Origin of the sequence: Olsenella phocaeensis (assembly GCF_048189965.1) — a bacterium.
Classification (GTDB): domain Bacteria; phylum Actinomycetota; class Coriobacteriia; order Coriobacteriales; family Atopobiaceae; genus Olsenella_I; species Olsenella_I phocaeensis.
In genome coordinates this window covers 45,749-62,510 of record NZ_DBEZHV010000021.1, presented here as the reverse complement: position 1 = coordinate 62,510, position 16,762 = coordinate 45,749, and the positions used below count along the sequence as shown (strand labels likewise).

12 protein-coding genes and 4 tRNA genes are annotated in these 16,762 nt (G+C 67.7%); 3 read left to right on the top strand and 13 right to left on the bottom strand.

Annotated features, from left to right (window positions below):
* Positions 1-50: 50 nt before the first annotated feature.
* The 8 genes from tuf to cysS all read right to left on the bottom strand — a co-directional run bounded on the left by tuf (position 51) and on the right by cysS (position 5,068).
* Positions 51-1,256, bottom strand: a complete 1,206-nt coding sequence (tuf, locus tag ACMPH2_RS09640) for an elongation factor Tu (RefSeq protein WP_009278395.1) — start codon at positions 1,254-1,256, stop codon at positions 51-53.
* An 80-nt stretch (positions 1,257-1,336) separates the two neighbouring features.
* A tRNA-Met gene (locus tag ACMPH2_RS09635) sits at positions 1,337-1,413 on the bottom strand.
* Between the two features lie 16 nt (positions 1,414-1,429).
* Positions 1,430-1,505, bottom strand: a tRNA-Thr gene (locus ACMPH2_RS09630).
* 6 nt (positions 1,506-1,511) lie between these two features.
* Positions 1,512-1,595 (bottom strand) — tRNA-Tyr (locus ACMPH2_RS09625).
* 279 nt (positions 1,596-1,874) lie between these two features.
* Positions 1,875-1,950, bottom strand: a tRNA-Thr gene (locus ACMPH2_RS09620).
* Positions 1,951-2,059: 109 nt separating this feature from the next.
* A complete protein-coding gene (locus ACMPH2_RS09615; protein ID WP_009278394.1) occupies positions 2,060-2,596 on the bottom strand; it encodes an NYN domain-containing protein in 537 nt (178 codons plus the stop codon).
* Complete coding sequence (rlmB, locus tag ACMPH2_RS09610) at positions 2,589-3,578, bottom strand: 23S rRNA (guanosine(2251)-2'-O)-methyltransferase RlmB (protein ID WP_417119319.1); 990 nt, start codon at positions 3,576-3,578, stop codon at positions 2,589-2,591. The genes ACMPH2_RS09615 and rlmB overlap by 8 nt, the downstream gene beginning before the upstream one ends.
* Positions 3,579-3,586: 8 nt before the next feature.
* Entirely contained in the window at positions 3,587-5,068 is a 1,482-nt protein-coding gene (cysS, locus tag ACMPH2_RS09605; RefSeq protein ID WP_417119318.1) for a cysteine--tRNA ligase, read from the bottom strand.
* 393 nt (positions 5,069-5,461) lie between these two features.
* Here cysS and ACMPH2_RS09600 point away from each other — a divergent pair, with 393 nt between their 5' ends.
* The gene (locus ACMPH2_RS09600) at positions 5,462-7,093 is read left to right on the top strand and encodes an ABC transporter ATP-binding protein (protein WP_009278391.1); all 1,632 of its coding nucleotides are present in this window, start codon (positions 5,462-5,464) and stop codon (positions 7,091-7,093) included.
* 249 nt (positions 7,094-7,342) lie between these two features.
* Here the strand turns inward: ACMPH2_RS09600 and ispF are convergent, their stop codons facing one another.
* From ispF to disA, 3 genes are all read right to left on the bottom strand, one after another.
* Positions 7,343-7,819 (bottom strand): 2-C-methyl-D-erythritol 2,4-cyclodiphosphate synthase, encoded by a 477-nt coding sequence (gene ispF, locus ACMPH2_RS09595; protein ID WP_417119317.1) that lies wholly within the window; start codon positions 7,817-7,819, stop codon positions 7,343-7,345.
* Positions 7,820-7,911: 92 nt separating this feature from the next.
* Complete coding sequence (gene ispD, locus ACMPH2_RS09590; protein ID WP_417119316.1) at positions 7,912-8,706, bottom strand: 2-C-methyl-D-erythritol 4-phosphate cytidylyltransferase; 795 nt, start codon at positions 8,704-8,706, stop codon at positions 7,912-7,914.
* Positions 8,703-9,779 carry a DNA integrity scanning diadenylate cyclase DisA gene (gene disA, locus ACMPH2_RS09585; RefSeq protein ID WP_072500139.1) on the bottom strand — a complete coding sequence of 359 codons (1,077 nt, stop codon included), beginning with the start codon at positions 9,777-9,779 and terminating at the stop codon, positions 8,703-8,705. Before disA ends, ispD begins: the two co-directional genes overlap by 4 nt.
* A gap of 691 nt (positions 9,780-10,470) precedes the next feature.
* On the opposite strand from disA, the gene ACMPH2_RS09580 reads away from it, so the two are divergent.
* Both ACMPH2_RS09580 and ACMPH2_RS09575 read left to right on the top strand, forming a co-directional pair.
* Positions 10,471-10,746, top strand: a complete 276-nt coding sequence (locus ACMPH2_RS09580) for an AbrB/MazE/SpoVT family DNA-binding domain-containing protein (RefSeq protein WP_009278387.1) — start codon at positions 10,471-10,473, stop codon at positions 10,744-10,746.
* The gene (locus ACMPH2_RS09575; RefSeq protein ID WP_009278386.1) at positions 10,736-11,071 is read left to right on the top strand and encodes a type II toxin-antitoxin system RelE/ParE family toxin; all 336 of its coding nucleotides are present in this window, start codon (positions 10,736-10,738) and stop codon (positions 11,069-11,071) included. Before ACMPH2_RS09580 ends, ACMPH2_RS09575 begins: the two co-directional genes overlap by 11 nt.
* A gap of 511 nt (positions 11,072-11,582) precedes the next feature.
* On the opposite strand, the gene ACMPH2_RS09570 is transcribed toward ACMPH2_RS09575, so the two are convergent.
* Together ACMPH2_RS09570 and lysS are read right to left on the bottom strand one after the other, a co-directional pair.
* Positions 11,583-14,171, bottom strand: coding sequence for an ATP-dependent Clp protease ATP-binding subunit (locus ACMPH2_RS09570; protein ID WP_417119315.1), 2,589 nt, complete (start codon positions 14,169-14,171; stop codon positions 11,583-11,585).
* A gap of 270 nt (positions 14,172-14,441) precedes the next feature.
* Positions 14,442-16,700: a lysine--tRNA ligase gene (gene lysS, locus ACMPH2_RS09565; protein WP_417119314.1), complete on the bottom strand. Its 2,259-nt coding sequence runs from the start codon at positions 16,698-16,700 to the stop codon at positions 14,442-14,444.
* Between the last annotated feature and the right edge of the window lie 62 nt (positions 16,701-16,762).

Genomic DNA, 16,762 nt, shown 5'->3' with positions numbered 1-16,762 from the left:
CCGAGGAGGGCACCGGGCCCAAAGGACGTTCTAGAGACTAGGAGGCCTAGCTACTCGACGATCGTGGAGACACGGCCGTCGCCGACGGTGTGGCCGCCCTCGCGGATTGCGAACTTGAGGCCCTGCTCCATGGCGATGGGGTGAATGAGCTCGCAGGTGACGGTCACGTGGTCGCCAGGCATGGCCATCTCGACCTTGGCGCCGTTGGCGTCGGTGAGCTCCTGGATGTCGCCCGTCACGTCAGTGGTGCGGAAGTAGAACTGGGGACGATAACCGGAGAAGAACGGGGTGTGACGGCCACCCTCCTCCTTGGTGAGGACGTAAATCTCGCCGGTGAACTTCTTGTGGGGAGTCACCGAGCCGGGCTTGCAGAGGACCTGACCGCGCTGGATGTCCTCGCGCTTGACGCCGCGGAGCAGGATGCCCACGTTGTCGCCAGCCTCGCAGAAGTCCATGGTCTTGCGGAACATCTCGATGCCGGTGGCGACGGAGGTCTGGGTCTCCTTGATGCCGACGATCTCGACCTGGTCGTTGAGCTTGAGCTCGCCGCGCTCGACACGACCGGTGGCGACGGTGCCGCGGCCGGAGATGGTCATGACGTCCTCGATGGCCATCAGGAAGGGCTTCTCGTTGTCACGGGCGGGCGTGGGGATGTAGGAGTCGACCTGATGCATGAGCTCCACCACGGAGTCGACCCACTTTTGCTCGCCGTTGAGGGCGCCCAGCGCGGAGCCGCGGATGATGGGGAGGTCGTCTCCGGGGAAGTCGTACTCGGAGAGGAGGTCGCGGGTCTCCATCTCGACGAGGTCGATGAGCTCGTCGTCGTCGACCATGTCGCACTTGTTCAGGAAGACGATGATGTAGGGCACGCCGACCTGACGGGCGAGGAGGATGTGCTCGCGGGTCTGGGCCATGGGGCCGTCGGTGGCGGCGATGACGAGAATCGCGCCGTCCATCTGGGCGGCACCAGAGATCATGTTCTTGACGTAGTCGGCGTGGCCGGGGCAGTCGACGTGGGCGTAGTGGCGCTCCCAGGTCTCGTACTCGACGTGGGCGACGGAGATGGTGATGCCGCGCTGGCGCTCCTCGGGTGCCTTGTCGATGTTCTCGAAGGCGGTGTAGTCGGCCTTGCAGCCCTCGGTCTCGGAGAGGACCTTGGTGATGGCCGCGGTCAGCGTGGTCTTGCCGTGGTCGACGTGACCAATGGTACCGATGTTTACGTGCGGCTTGCTACGATCGAACTTCTGCTTGGCCATTGCCGTCCTCCTTTAGAAACAACCCTTACGGCCTTTGCTGCTTTTATACTTCAAACGGGGCCGAAGCCCCGTAAGAATTCTGGTACCGGTGACTGGATTCGAACCAGTGACATCGCGGGTATGAGCCGCGTGCTCTAACCAGCTGAGCTACACCGGCAGGTGCCTGCTTGAAATGGAGCCCGCGACCGGATTCGAACCGGTGACCTCTTCGTTACCAACGAAGTGCTCTACCGACTGAGCTACACGGGCTTGGAATGGTGGGGATGCCTGGACTCGAACCAGGGAACCCAGAGGGAGCGGATTTACAGTCCGCCGCAGTTGCCGCTGTGCCACATCCCCATTCCAATTTTCAAGCCGCCTGCCTGGGTTACCCCCTGCAAGCGGAAGTGATATTACGACGCCAAAAAAGCGTTGTCAACGGAATATGCTCTAATCCACGCACCCGGGCGTATCTCACGCACGAATCCTGCACAAACGTTTTGGACAGGACCCTTTTTGCGACCCCTCTCGCCTGATTCCTCCGAGTGACGGGAAGAGGTCGTACGACGCGGCGCGACGCGGCGAGCCTTGCCCTCGCATGGAAGGGGCCCACCCATACTGGGCGGGCCCGCGCGTGCGTGGAGCTGGTGGCCGGGCTCGAACCGGCGACAACTAGTTTACAAGACTAGGGCTCTGCCAACTGAGCTACACCAGCGTGCGCATAGATGATAGCGAAAGCCCGCCCGGCGGTGGGCCACGACGCGCTCGACGGCCACCGAGCAGGTGGGGCAACCGGGCACAAGCGCCTCGGCCCGCCCGGGGCGTTAGGACCTTCCCAGCAGCTCGTCTAGACGCGCGCGCGTCCGCGCGTCGAGGCGGTCCTCGAGCGTGAGCTTGGCATGGGTGCGGTCGGCGAGCTCGCGCCCGATGTCCGCGTTCATGTGGGCGACGTTGGCCACCAGGACGTCGCTCGAGACCCTGGTGACGGGAATCCCGCCCACCGTGGCGCGGATTGTGTTGTCGGAGGTGATGACCGTGACCTCGCGGGGCTGCAGGCGCGCACCCGTGACCAGGCGCTCTATGACGGAGTCGGCAGACTCGCCCACCTGCGAGAACATCACGCGGATCCCGGCCTTGCCCAGGTTGGGGCGGTCGGGAGAGACGTTGCCCGCCGCGTCGAAGACCACGACGGCGTCGTAGCTCCCCTGGGCGTAGGCGGCCACGTCAGCTATGAGAAGCTCGCGGGCGCGGTCGAAGGGATCGCCCTCCCCAGAGGCCTCGTCCACGACGGCCATGTAGCGGCTGGACTTGAAGATGACGTTGTAGCCGTCGACCACCAGGAGTTCGGAGGGCCTACTCATCCGCCCCTCCCGCCATGGTCCGTCGCAGCCACTCGTAGCAGAGGGCGGTCGCGGCCTGGGCCACGTTGAGCGACTCGACCCGTCCGCGCTGCGGCAGGCGGCACTCGAAGTCGCACTTCTCGCGCACCAGACGGGAGATGCCCTCCCCCTCCGAGCCCACGACCAGGGCGAGCCTGCCCTCGAGGGGGGCATGCCAGAGGTCCTGCTCCGCGTGCTCCGTGCCGCCGGCAGCCCAGAAGCCCGCCTCCTTGAGGCGGCCGAGCGCGGCGGCGAGGTTCGACACCTGGGCGATGGGCAGGTGCAGGACGGCGCCGGCGGAGGTCTTGTAGGCACCCACGCCGACTCCGGCCGCGCGGACCTTGGGGATGACGACGCCCGCCGCCCCCACGACCTCCGCCGAGCGGACGATGGCTCCGAAGTTGCCCTCGTCAGTCACGTGGTCGAGCACGAGCACAAGGGCGGGGCCCTGCCCCGCGGCCTCGACCACGTCGTCCAGGCTGGCATACGCATAGGGCTTCACCTGCACGGCTATGCCTTGGTGGGCGCCATGCGAGCTGATGGCGTCGAGTTTGGCGCGCGGAACCGTCTGGACCGGGACGCCGGCGTCGGCGAGCCTGCCCACGAGCGAGGCGAGAGTCGGGTCCGCGCCGTCGCTCCCCGCGCTGACCAGCGCCCGCCTGAGGGGAATCCCCGCCTCGAGCGCCTCGGCGCAGGCGCGCCTGCCCTCGATGTAGTCTCCGGAGGGGCGGACGGTCTGGCCGTCGGGGCGAGAGGGACGCTCGACCCCTGGCCGGGGACCGTCCCCGCGCCCGGGACGCTGGCCGGGACGGCCCTGGCGTCCGGCAGCCGACGCTCCCCGTCCGCCGGCATGCGCCGAGCCGCCGCGGGCGCGCGCAGCCTGCGCCTCGCCGCGCTGGCGGCCACCCTTGCCCTTGCCGCCGCGCACGTCGCGGCCGGGGGTACGTGCCTGGTTCTTCGCCACGGCTCCCCCTAGTCCCTCTTGGCACGAAGGCGGGCGCCGGCGGGAGTGTCCTCCACCACGAGCCCCAGGGCGGCGATGCCGTCGCGGATGGCGTCAGCGGTGGCCCAGTTCTTGCTTGCGCGCGCCTCCTGGCGTGCGGCGAGAAGCGCGTCGGCAGCGGCGGCAGGGTCGTCTCCCCCGTAGCTTGCGTGCTCGCGGGCGAGGCCGACGAGCTCGGCGGGGAGCTCGCCCTCTCCCGATTCCCTGGACAGGTCGATGCCCAGCACCCCGCAGAGCTCGCTCAGCGCGTCGGCGGTGCGCAGGGTCACGGCCGTGGATGCGTTGCCCGCCGCCTCGGCCAGGTAGCGGTTGGCGGACCCCACCAGGCCGAAGATGGCGGCCATGGCGCCGGCGGTGTTGAAGTCGTCGTCCATCTGGGCCACGAACTCCGCCTCGGCCTCCTTGGTCGCGGCCGAGAGGCTACGGTCGAGCTCGTTGAGCTCTCCGTCGAGGGGCGCGTTGCCCGCCGCCCAGCGGAGGTTCTTGACGCAGCTGGCCAGGCGGCCCAGGGTGCCCACCGAGCCCTCGAGGCGCTCGAACGAGAAGTCGAGGGGCGCGCGGTAGTGGGTCTGGAGCATGAGCAGGCGCACGGCGTCCGCGGGGTACTTGTCCAGGACCTCCTTGAGCGTGTAGAAGTTGCCCAGGCTCTTGGACATCTTCTCTCCGTCGACGCGAAGCATGCCGGTGTGCATCCAGGTCTTGGCGAGGGGCTCGCCCCAGGCGCACATGGCCTGGGCGGTCTCGTTCTCGTGGTGCGGGAAGACGAGGTCTGCGCCGCCGCCGTGGATGTCGATGGGGGTGCCCAGGTAGCGATGGATCATGGCGCAGCACTCGGTGTGCCAGCCGGGGCGCCCCTCTCCCCAGGGGCTCGGCCAGCTGGGCTCTCCGGGCTTGGCCGCCTTCCAGAGCGCGAAGTCGAAGGGGTCGCGCTTCATGTCGTTGACCTCGACGCGCTCGCCCGCGCGCATCTGGTCGAGCTCGCGGCCGCTCAGCACGCCGTAGTCGTGGTCGGAGCGGACCGAGAAGTAGACGTCGCCGTTGGGGGCGACGTAGGCGTTGCCCTTCTCGATCAGCACGCCGATCATCTCTTGCATGGCCTCGATCTCGCGCGTGGCGCGGGGACGGATGTCGGGGTCCAGGATGCCGAAGCGATGCATCTGCTCGATGAAGGCGGCGCCGAACTCCTCCGCCACCTCGGCGGCGCCGCGTCCCTGCTCGTTGGCGCGGTTGATGATCTTGTCGTCCACGTCGGTCAGGTTCTGGGCGAAGGTGACCTCGTAGCCCTTGTACTGCAGGTAGCGGCGAATCACGTCGAACGAGAGGAACGTGCGCCCGTTGCCGATGTGAATCTGGTCATAGACCGTGGGGCCGCAGACGTACATGCGGACCTTGCCGGGCTCGAGGGGCTCGAACTCCTGCTTGCGGTGGTTCTGGCTGTTATATATGAGCATCGCTGGCTTCTCCTTGCGCGGGGGTCAGTGCGTGATGACGAGACGTCGTTGCGCAAGATGCTATACCCATCGCGGCGCACGGGACGCCGAGAACGCGAGAAGGCCCCCTGGCACATGGCCCGGCGCGCCTGCCGCGAGGGGCCCGAAGTGGGTGGTCGGGTCGCCGCCACAGCCCCGATGTGGGTGGTTTTCTCACCTGGAGCCGACCCGAAACCACCCACATCAAGGCTCCTGCGACCGCGGGTCCCTTCTCGCGGCCGCGGACCCCCGCCCTGCTGCCGCGTGCGACGCCTCGGCATCGTTGCCAGCTCGACCTTTAGCGTGCGGGGGGGCAATATGACCTAAAGTTGGGCCAGGGACGACTTGCTCCGGACAAATGCTAGGAGGCGGCGAATGGGAGAGATGCTCGGGTACTTCTGGAGGTCGGTCGACGACAAGGCGAGGCTCTTCCTGTACATGGCCCTCGCCCTCCTGTTGAGCGCCATAGAAGTTGTCATCCCCCTGCTCACGGGCTTCGTGATAAACCTCCTGGTCGCCGGAGAGGGACTGGGCCGTGTGGCATTTTGGAGCGCAACGATCGCCGTGCTCGGAGTCGCCGCGGGACTTGCCCAGTACGGCATCGCGATGCTCTACACGAAGCTGCACTTCGACGCCTCCTTCGCGCTCACCTCCCGAACCCTGCGGCGCATGCAGCGCTTCCCTGCCGACTTCTTCAAGGACTTCGACGCCGGCTATTACTCCAAGCGGGTCAACGGCGACTCCGAGGAGCTCTCCATCTTCTTCCTTTGGACGGGCAACCAGGCGCTCGCGAACGCGACGACCTCAGTGTTGGTCCTCGTGCTCATGTTTCGCGCCAACGCCTGGCTCGCCATCCTCTGCGCCATGCTCGCCGCGGTCGTCGTGCTCTCGTACACGCTCACCAGCAAGGAGATATACAGGAGGAGCATGGCCTTCAAGGAGGCCGAGGCCCAAGAGATGTCGATGCTCCTGCACCAGCTCAGTGACGTGGCGTTCATTAGGAGGCACGTCCTCTTCGACCGTTACGCCCAGACGCTCGAACGTGCCTACGGGGTCACCAGGACGTGCGTTTACCGCACGAACCGGCTTGGTGGGGCGGTCGACGGGGGCGTCGAGGCCACCAAGACGGCTCTGCTCGCCGTGGTCATCCTCGTCAGCGCGCAGCAGGTGGCGGCGGGCGCCCTTGAGGTGGGCTTCATAGCCACGGCGGTGGGGTACTTCAACGCACTGGCGCAGGCCGCGAGCTTCTTCTCGGACTTCGGGACCCAGTACCAGGGCTGCAGGGCGAGCTTCGAGCGGCTGCGCAAGCTCGCCGACGCGCCCCTGGAGAAGAACGGCCCGGGCAAGGCTGCCCCTGACGTCCGCGCCATCACCTGCCATGACCTGAGCTTCACCTACCCCGGAAACGAGGAGCCGACCCTACGCGGCCTCGACATGAGCTTCTCGGGGCGGGGACTCTATGGGCTCGTCGGTGGCAACGGCAGCGGGAAGTCGACCCTCCTCAAACTCGTCAGCGGCGAATGGAGCGACTTCTACGGAGGGGACATCCGCTATGACGACGCGGAACTGAGGGAGATGGATCACTACGACCTGCGAGAGCATCTCGTCGGGTACGTGGAGCAGGAGCCCGGCGTCATCGAGGGAAGCCTGTGGGACAACCTGACCTTGCTCTGCGACGTCCAGCCGCCACGAGAGCGAGTCATGGAGCTCTGCGGGCGCCTGGGGCTCGGGCGGCTTGTCGACGAGTCACCCAAGGGTTTGGACACGATGGTCGACGGGACGCACGCGAGCCTGTCCGGAGGCGAGAAGCAGAAGGTGGCGATCATCCGGATGCTGCTCGAGGACCCAAAGGTCATGCTCATGGACGAGCCAAGCTCCGCACTGGACGCGAAAAGCATCGACTCCCTCGTGGGAATCCTGGGGCAGCTCAAGAAGGACCACCTGATCCTCTTGGTCTCGCATGACGACCGACTCATCGATGCCTGCGACCACGTGATACGGCTGTAGGGATGGCCCACAGCCCGGCGTGGCTGCCGCGAGAGGCCCGAAGTGGGTGGTCGGGTCGCCGCCACGGCCCCGATATGAGTGGTTTTCTCGCCTGGGTCGGGTCAGGAACCACCCACATCGGAGTTCCCGCGACCGCGAGCCCCGCCGCGTAGCTGCGCATTTTGCCGCGGGGGCGCGCCCTTGCCCTGCAGCCTCCGCATGCTTCGTCATGCAGCGACATGCGGAGGCGACCCCTCGGGCGAGAGGCGCCTACGGCCGCTCCAGGAGGACGACCGCCCAGGCGGCGATGCCCTCCTCGCGACCCACGAAGCCCAGCCCCTCCGTCGTCGTCGCCTTGACGCCCACCCGCTCGACGTCGAGGCCCAGGGCCGCAGCGAGGTTCTCCCTCATCCGCTGCCTGTAAGGCATGAGCTTGGGGGCCTGTGCCGCCACGGTGCAGTCGCAGTCCACGATGGAGAAGCCCCTCTCCCCTGCCAGCGCACCCACCTTGGAAAGGAGCACCAGCGAGTCCGCCCCCTCGTAGGCCGGGTCGGTGTCGGGGAAGAGCTGGCCGATGTCACCTGCGCGCAGAGCGCCGAGCAGGGCGTCTGAGAGGGCGTGCGCCAGTACGTCCGCGTCCGAGTGCCCCAACAGGCCGAGCCTGGAAGGGATGTCCACGCCGCCCAGGATGCAGCGCCTCCCCTCGACCAGGCGATGGACGTCGTAGCCGTGTCCTATGCGAAGCATGTCTTCCCCGTTCTGTGAGCCGTGTCGGGTCGTGCTTGGGAGGGACACGCCCTCCCGGAGCGGGCGCCGCGGCCGCATCCCGATGGGGCACGTCAGTCCCCGAGGCCGCAGCCCTCCCGGATGAGCCTGCGCTCCAGGAGCGCCTCGGCAATCGCCAGGTCCTCCGGAAGCGTCACCTTGATGTTGTCGCGCGAGGCCTGGACGCAAAGCACCCTGCCACCACGCCGCTCCACGAGCGAGGCGTCGTCCGTCCCCTCGTAACCATCCCAGGCGGCGGCCTTGTGCGCCATGAGGATGTCGCGGCGGCGGAAGGCCTGGGGGGTCTGGGCCATCCAGTAGAAGCTGCGGTCGGGCGTCGCCACTATGACGCCGGCCTCCGCAAGCTTCAGGGTGTCGGTGGCGTGGGTGGCGCAGATCGCCCCGTCGAGCCCGGGGTCCCGTCGCAGCGCCGCAAGCACCTCCTCGACGGAGGCAGTGGAGACGAGCGGTCGCGCAGCGTCGTGGATGGCGACCAGCTCGAAGCGGTCCGGCGTGGCGTCGAGCCCCGAGTGCACCGACTGCTGGCGCGTCTGGCCCGCCGGCGCCAGGCTCACCTCGCACCTGAGCGAGACGCGAGAAAGGACCTCGTCGCGCATCTGGTCCGCACGCTCTGGCGCGCAGACGACCACGATGTGCCCCACCGAGGGGGCACGGTCGAAGGCGAGGAGCGACCAGCAGGCCAAGGGAAGGCCCCTCAGCTCCACGAACTGCTTGCCGCGCGGATCGCCGAAGCGCTCGCCACAGCCGCCCGCGACGACGACTGCGCAGGCGTCGGGCTCGGGGCTGGCCTCGTCCACGCGCTGGGGGCAGGCGCACGCGGCGGGACGAGGCGCCTCTCTCCCGCTCATGCGCGCTTGCCCCACATGCGATACAGGCTGTCGGCCAGGATGCCGGGGTTCTCGACCCCCACGCGATCGAGGCGGGCGGGGTTCTGCTCGATGTCGTCGAGGAGCTGCTGCAGCGAGCCGAACTCGTCGACGATCTTGTCTGCCATGCCCTCGCGCACGACCGAGATGCCCGAGAGGGTGCGCAGGCCCAAAGGCGTCATGACCGAGTCCTCGCCCTTGTCCTCGTAGCCCAGGATGCTGGCGATCCGCTTGGAGGAGCGCAGCTGGGCGTTGACCGTCTCGTGCAGGCGACGGCGCACGCCGGCGGCGTTCTCCTCGCTGGAGTCGGCGGCGTAGTCGCGGACGAGCAGGGTGTACTCCTCGTCCATGCCGCCGATGAACTCCTCGCGCTGCATGGCGATGGTCTTGCCCTCGCTGCCCAGCTGGAGGAGGAGGTTGCCCAGCTCCTCCGAGGCCGTCATGAGCACCTCGAAGAGGTAGATGGTCTGCGAGATGTCAGAGAGCGTCACGTAGTTGTCGAGCTCGAGGGTGGTGAGGCGAAGCAGCTTGCGGTCGAGCTGGGTGCGCGTGGACTGGAGCGAGACCAGGAGCTGGTTCACGGTGCCCATGATGTCCGCAACGGAGCGCAGCTGGTGGCCCTTGCCGTCGATGAAAACGGTAACGACCTGGCGCCGCTCCGAGACCGAGATGACCATGGCGTCGGTGAGCAGGCTCATGCGGGCCGCGGTGCGGTGGCGCATGCCGGTCTCACTCGTGGGCAGAGACGGGTCGGGGTTGAGGTGGTAGTTGGCGCGAAGGATGCGCGTGAGGCCCTTGTCCACCACGATGGCGCCATCCATCTTCGAGAGCTCGAAGAGGCGGTTCGCCGTGAACGAGATATCGAGCCTGAAGCCGTCGTCGCCGGCGGCAAGGACGTTGTCGGTGTCTCCTATGCAGATGAGGGCGCCAAGGTGTCCGGCGATGATCATGTCCAGGGCGAGGCGCAGCGCCGTTCCCGGAGCCGTCTGGGCGATGGCGTCCCTGAATCGCCTGCTGGTGTCGTTGGCATCGGCCTCGGCGATCGCTGCTTCCATGGGTCTCCTTTCCTCTGCTGCCGGCCCACGACGGGGCCGCCCGGACAGTACCTCACAGTATAGGGCGCTGCGGCGGCGCAGGCCCAGGCAGTCTGGGGTTGGGCGAGAGGGGTGCAGGGGTGAGAGCGCGACGGCGGGCCACGGGGCGGACGGCGCGGCGGCGACGGATGTTCTTTTCTCTCGCCACGCCCGCCCACATCAGGGCGCGGCGGCCGGCACCGCGACGGCGGACGTTCTTTTCTCTCGCACGGGCGGGCCATTGCGGCGGATGGGGGGAGTAAGGAACGCCGTCCCGGGCCGCAACTGGGAAGACGTCGGCAGGCGCGTTCTTTACTCTGCCTCGCGGGCGAGAATCCCGCGCGGCGGCGCAGTAGAGAACAACCCCAGGCGCCGCGTGTTCCCTACCCGCCCCCAGGGGGAGAGGATCCCGAGCAGCGGCGCAGCAAAGAACAAACCTCAGCGCGCGAGCGTCCCCCGCCGGAGCAAGGGCGTGCCGCGACGGCAATACGCCGCGGTACGCAGTAGAGAACAACTCCAGGCGAGACGCGCCGCACCAGCGTCGCATCCCCGCCTCCGCGAGCACCGGGTACCGAGTCGGCAGCCCGCATTGGTGCTTCTGGCATCGACACCTCTCGATATTAATATTAATATCGAGAGGTGAATAAGGGATGGCCAAAGGAAGGAGCGCTGCATGCCTGTTGCGGCAGGAACCATCACACAAACGGGGCAGGTGACTCTCCCCAAGTCCATTAGAGAGATCCTGGGGGTTCACCCGAGCGACCAGGTGGCATTCCTGAGCGATGGAGAACGCGTCGAACTCGTAGCCGTCCCTCGCAACCCCCTCGGCCTGGGAACTCGCGAGGAGTTTCTCGCTCGCGTTGCGGCCGCCGACGAGGCGTACGGCGCCGGAGCCACCCGCAGCGCTTCCGACTTCACCGACAGCCTGAGAGCAAGCCGTGACCTATAGGGTGCTCACGACCCCCGCCTACGAGGAACGTTTCTCCACCGTCCTGGACTATCGACTCAAATACTATGGCCGAAGGTCTGCGGAAAGGCTTGTCTCGGCACAAGAAAAAGCGCAGTCATTGCTCGGCGGCACGCCGTTCATGGGCACATCACTGGTCAAGGCGGATACCGCTCCCGAGCCAGGGGCTCTCAGGTGGGTGAAGGTCGAGAGGTACATAGCCGTGTATCGCGCTATCGAAAAGGACGAGGCGGTAGTGCTCCTGGACCTTTTTCACGCCTCCGAGAACTGGCGCTCCCGCGTCGCAGGTTACCTGCGGAAGGAGTAGCGGCAGCGATCCACACACCGAGGGCCCCCACGGCGCGGCGGCCGGCGATGTCGTCCCGCACCACCACGGCGGAGTCCACACCACGGCGGCGGACTAGCGCGACGGCGGGCGCGTTCTTTACTCGGCCCCGCGGGAGAGAATCCCGCAGCACTCGGCAGAAAAGAACAAGCCCGGATGGGATGCGTTCCTTACTCGGCCCCAGGGGAGAGAATCGCCCTGGACGCCGCAGTAAAGAACGAACTCCGGGTGACGCGCGTTCCTTACTCGGCCTCGCAGGCGAGAATCCCGACGAGCGCCGCAGTAGAGAACAACCCGACGGCAGGCGATGGGGGAAGTCGCGGCGGCGGGGGCTGGTCGCGGCGGCATCGCGGCAGAACGGCACTGCGACAGAGGCCGCAGCAGAAATCGGCCCCGGGGCGCCGTTCGCGGCACGCCCCGGGGCCGGTCGCAATCAACGGCTATCCACGCGCAAGCTCAGGTGGCGCAAGCTCGAGCGGCGCGCCCCTCTCCCCTAGCCCTCCGAGGAGACTGCGCCCTCGGGCGCATGGGCCGTGGGCGACCAGTGGCTCCTGGCTCGCGGGAGCTCCATGTGCACCCTTTCGGTGACGGGAGGGATCTCTCCCTCGCCGCGCGAGAAGCTCAGCTCCTTGCCGTCGGAGTCGACCAGCACGATGTCGCCGGCCTTCCACTTGCCCTGGAGCAGCTCCTCGGCCAGCCGGTCCTCGATGAGGGTCTGGATGGCCCGACGCAGCGGTCGCGCGCCATAGACAGGGTCGGTGCCCTCCTTGGCCACGAAGTCGCGGGCGGCGTCGGTGAGCTCGATGGACATCCCCTGGCCGATGAGTCGGTTGCGCAGCTCGCCCACCATGAGCTCCACGATGCCACGGAGCTGCTGAGCCTCGAGCGACTTGAAGACCACGATCTCGTCCACGCGGTTGAGGAACTCCGGGCGGAAGAGCCGCTTGAGCTCGCCCTCCACACGGCTGCGGATCTCCTTGTCAGACAGCCCACCGTTGCCCTGGGCGCTGAAGCCCATGGGCGCGGTCTGTGCGATCTCGCGGGCACCTATGTTGGAGGTCATGATGATGACGGTGTTGGAGAAGTCCACCGTGCGTCCCTGGCCATCGGTCAGCCTGCCCTCGTCCAGGATCTGGAGGAGGATGTTGAAGACGTCGGGGTGGGCCTTCTCGATCTCGTCGAAGAGCACCACGGAGTAGGGCCTGCGGCGCACAGCCTTGGTGAGCTCGCCGCCCTCGTCGTAGCCCACATATCCCGGAGGGGCGCCGACGAGCTTCGAGACGCTGTGCTTCTCCATGAACTCGGACATGTCGAAGCTGATCAGGGCGTCCTCGCTGCCAAAGAGGAACTCCGCGAGCGACTTGGCGAGCTCGGTCTTGCCCACGCCCGAGGGGCCCAGGAAGATGAAGGAGCCGCCGGGCCTGCGGGGGTCCTTGAGGGGCGAGCGGCTGCGACGTATGGCCTTTGAGACCTTGGTCACGGCCTCGTCCTGGCCCACGACGCGCTGGTGCAGGGCCTCCTCGGCGCGCAGCAGCTTGCTGGCCTCGGCCTCGGTGAGGTTGGAGACGGGCACGCCCGTGATCTCTGACACCACGTCCGCGATGTCGGCCTCGTCCACCACGACGACGTTGGCGTCCAGGCGCTCGCGCCAGGCCGCCTCGAGCTCGTCGCGCTTCGCGCTGAGCTCCTTCTCGCGGTCGCGCAGGCGCGCGGCCTCCTCGAACTCCTGGGCCCTGGCCGCCTGGGCCTTCTCGTCCTTCACGCGGGCGAGCTCCTCGTCCACCTGGGCGAGCTCGGGAGGGAGGCTCGTCTTGTGCACGCGGGTGCGTGCGCCCGCCTCGTCGATGATGTCGATCGCCTTGTCGGGCAGGAAGCGGTCCTGCACGTAGCGGTTCGAGAGCGTCACGGCGGCTGCCAGCGCACCCTCGGTGTAATGGACGTGGTGGTGCTTCTCGTAGCGGTCCTGCAGCCCACGCAGGATCGAGAGCGTGTCCTCCACGCTGGGCTCGCCCACGTTGACCGGCTGGAAGCGGCGCTCGAGGGCCGAGTCCTTCTCGATGTGCTTGCGGTACTCCTCCGCCGTGGTGGCGCCGATGACCTGGATCTCGCCGCGAGACAGGGGAGGCTTGAGGATGGAGGCCGCGTCGATGGAGCCCTCGGCCGAGCCCGCGCCGATGATGGTGTGCATCTCGTCGATGAAGAGGATGTCCTCCTTGGACTCCATCACCTCGCCGATGACCTTCTTCAGGCGCTCCTCGAACTCGCCGCGGTACTTGGAGCCCGCGACCAGCGAGGCGACGTCCAGGGTCCAGACCTGCTTGCCGCGTAGGATGTCAGGCACGTCTCCCGAAGCGATGAGCTGGGCCAGCCCCTCGACCACGGCCGTCTTGCCCACGCCGGGGTCACCCAGAATGAGCGGGTTGTTCTTCTGGCGGCGGGCCAAGACCTGCATCACGCGCTCGACCTCGCGGTCGCGGCCGATAACAGGGTCGAGCTTGCCGTCGCTCGCGAGCTTGGTGAGGTTGCGCCCGTACTGCTCCAGCATGGAGGCGTCACCCGAGGGCTGGGAAGGCTGGCTGCCGCCGAACTGCTGGCCGAAGGCCGCGCCGACGCCCTGAGGCAGGCGGCGCGAGTTCTCCTCGCTCGTCTTGTCCATGAGCTCGCCCACGGCGTTGCGGATGGCGTCGCCCGAGATGCCCATGCGCGAGAGCGCCGTCATGGCACGCCCGTCCCCCTCGGCGACGATGCCGAGGAGCAGGTGCTCCGTGGCGATGTAGGTCTGGCCACGGGTCATGGTCTCGCGGTAGGCGTCCTCGAGCACGCGCTTGGCGCGCGGCGTGAAGGGGATGTGCCCGCCCGGGACCGGCTCCGACTCCTCGGACGAGATCTCCTTGATGGTGAGGAGGGTCTCGTCGTAGGTGACCTCGAGCTTTGCCAGGGACTGGGCCGCGATGCCCTCCCCCTCCTTGATCAGCGCGAGCAGCAGGTGCTCGGTGCCGACATACATCTTGCCGAGGTTGCGGGCCTCATCCTGCGCGAGGCTCATGACCTTGCGCGCCTTGTCGGTGAACTTCTCGAACATGCGGTCTTGCCCCCCTGTCGAAGGGCCGCCCCGGGGGCGGCGTCGTTTGCTTGTTGGTGTGTACCCCATCGACACGGGAGTGTTTCCCTCGCCCCACGCGGGCGAGAAACGCCACATTCCGGGCCGGAGCCATGACCAGGCATCCAGCCATTGCCAGCCCGGGCGCCCCGCGCTTGCGCGGAGGGCACCACGGACGCCGACGCCCGGCGGCCTCAGGGCCGCCGGGCGTCAACCGCAAGCCGGAAGGAAGCCCCTCTCGCCCGCCCCCAGCTAGGCCTCGGGGTGCTCGGCCAGCCAGGCGTCGCGGTCGGGGTCGGTGAGCTTGGTGGCCTCGATCACGTTGGCGAAGAGCTCGTCGAGCTCCATGCCCATGAGCTCGGCGCCGTGGGCGATCACGTCGCGGTCGCAGCCGGCGGCGAACTTCTTGTTCTTGAACTTCTTCTTGAGGCTCTTGAGCTCGAAGTCCTGGACCGAGCCCGAGGGGCGCATGCGCACGCAGGCGTTGATCAAGCCGCTGAGCTCGTCGATGGCAAAGAGGACCTTCTCCATCTGGTGCTCGGGCGCCGGGAGCTCGGGGTTCATGTCGTAGTTGTGGGTCTGGATGGAGTGTGCCAGCGCCGGATTGGCACCCGCCTCCGCGAGGAGCTCCGCCGCCTTCACGGTATGCAGCTGGTCGTCCTGCCACTTCTCCCAGTCGAGGTCGTGGAGCAGGCCCACCTGGCCCCAGAACTCGACGTTCTGGGGGTCGTACTGCCCGGCGTAGTGGCGCATGAGGCGCTCCAGAGTCTCGCCGTGCTCGATGTGGTAGGGGTCCTCGTTGTACTTCTTGAGCAGCTCGAAGGCCTGCTCGCGGGTGAGGCCACTCTCGATCTTCTCTGCCATCTGGTCGCTTCTCCCTTCCTGCGCGACGTCCGAGGCTCCCGCCTCGGCATCCGCCGCGATGTCCGCCACCGAGGCCGTGGCGTTGTCGGTGGCGGCACCGCTCACCTGGGCCTCGATGTCTGCCCTGGTGATGACCTCGGGCTTCATCTGCGGGAAGAGTAGCACGTCGCGTATCGCGGGCTGGTCGCAGAACAGCATCACCATGCGGTCGATCCCGTAGCCGATGCCGCCTGCGGGGGGCATGCCGTACTCGAGGGCGCGGACGTAGTCGTAGTCGTAGCCCATGGCCTCGTCGTCGCCCATGCCCTTGGCCGCGACCTGCTCGGCGAAGCGCCCGGCCTGGTCGACGGGGTCGTTGAGCTCAGAGAAGGCGTTGGCGTACTCGTGGCCACAGATGACCAGCTCGAAGCGGTCGGTGAGGCGCGAGTCCTCGTCCTTGCGCTTGGAGAGGGGGCTGACTTCCTCGGGGTAGTCGCAGACGAAGGTGGGATCGACCAGCGTGGACTCCCCCAGCTCGTCGTAGAGCTCGAAGAGGAGCTTGCCGGCACCCCAGCCCTCCTGCCACTCGATCTTGTGGGCGTCGCAGAGCTCGCGCAGGCGCTCGACGGGCGTGTCCATGTCCACGTGCTCCCCCACGACCTCCGAGGCGACCTCCGAGAGGGGCACGGAGCGCCAGGTGCCGCTCATGTCCACCCTCTGGCCCTGGAAGCTGATGACCTCGTGGCCCTCCGCGCAGCCGCAGGCCTCGCGGGCGATGGTCTTGAAGAGGCCCTCGGTGAGCCGCTTCATGCCGTCGAGGTCCGAGTAGGCGCAGTAGGCCTCCATCGAGGTGAACTCGGGGTTGTGGGTGAGGTCCATGCCCTCGTTGCGGAACTGGCGACCGATCTCGTACACGCGCTCGAGGCCGCCCACGATGAGGCGCTTGAGCGGGAGCTCGGTGGCGATGCGCAGGTAGAAGTCGCGGTCGAGGGCGTTGAAGTGGGTCACGAAGGGCCTGGCGTTGGCACCGCCCAGGATGGCGTGCATCATGGGGGTCTCGACCTCCATGTAGCCGTCGTCCTCCATGTAGCGGCGGATGAGCGAGACGATCTGCGAGCGCTTGCGGAAGACCTCGCGGACCTCGGGGTTCATGATGAGGTCGACGTAGCGCTGGCGGTAGCGGACCTCGCGGTCGGTGAGGCCGTGGAACTTCTCGGGCAGGGGGCGCACGGACTTCGAGAGCAGCGTGACCGTGCTGGGCGAGACGGAGAGCTCGCCGCGGCGCGTGCGCATGACGGTGCCGGTCGCCTGCAGGATGTCTCCCAGGTCGAGCTGGCCCAGGAGGGACCAGTCGGCCTCGCTGAGGTTGTTGACGCGGCAGAAGAGCTGGATCTGGCCAGACACGTCCTCGAGCACCACGAAGCAGGCCTTGCCCTGCTTGCGGTAGGCGCGGATGCGGCCCGCGACGGTGTAGGAGTCCTCGGTCGAGGCTCCGGCCTCGAGCTCCTCGTAGCGCCCTGCCAGCTCGGCGGCATGGGCGTCGATGGCGCTCCTCACGGGGTACGGGTTCACCCCCGCGTCGATGAGCGCCTGGCGCTTGGCGCGGCGTACCGCGCGCTCGTCGTTGATCGAGGTCTGGGGCGCTGCGCCCTGGCTCTGGTCGGCCATCTGTCTGATCCTTCTCCTTGGTCCCGGGGCGCCCTCGGCGCCTCCGTCACGTGCGAGAGGGG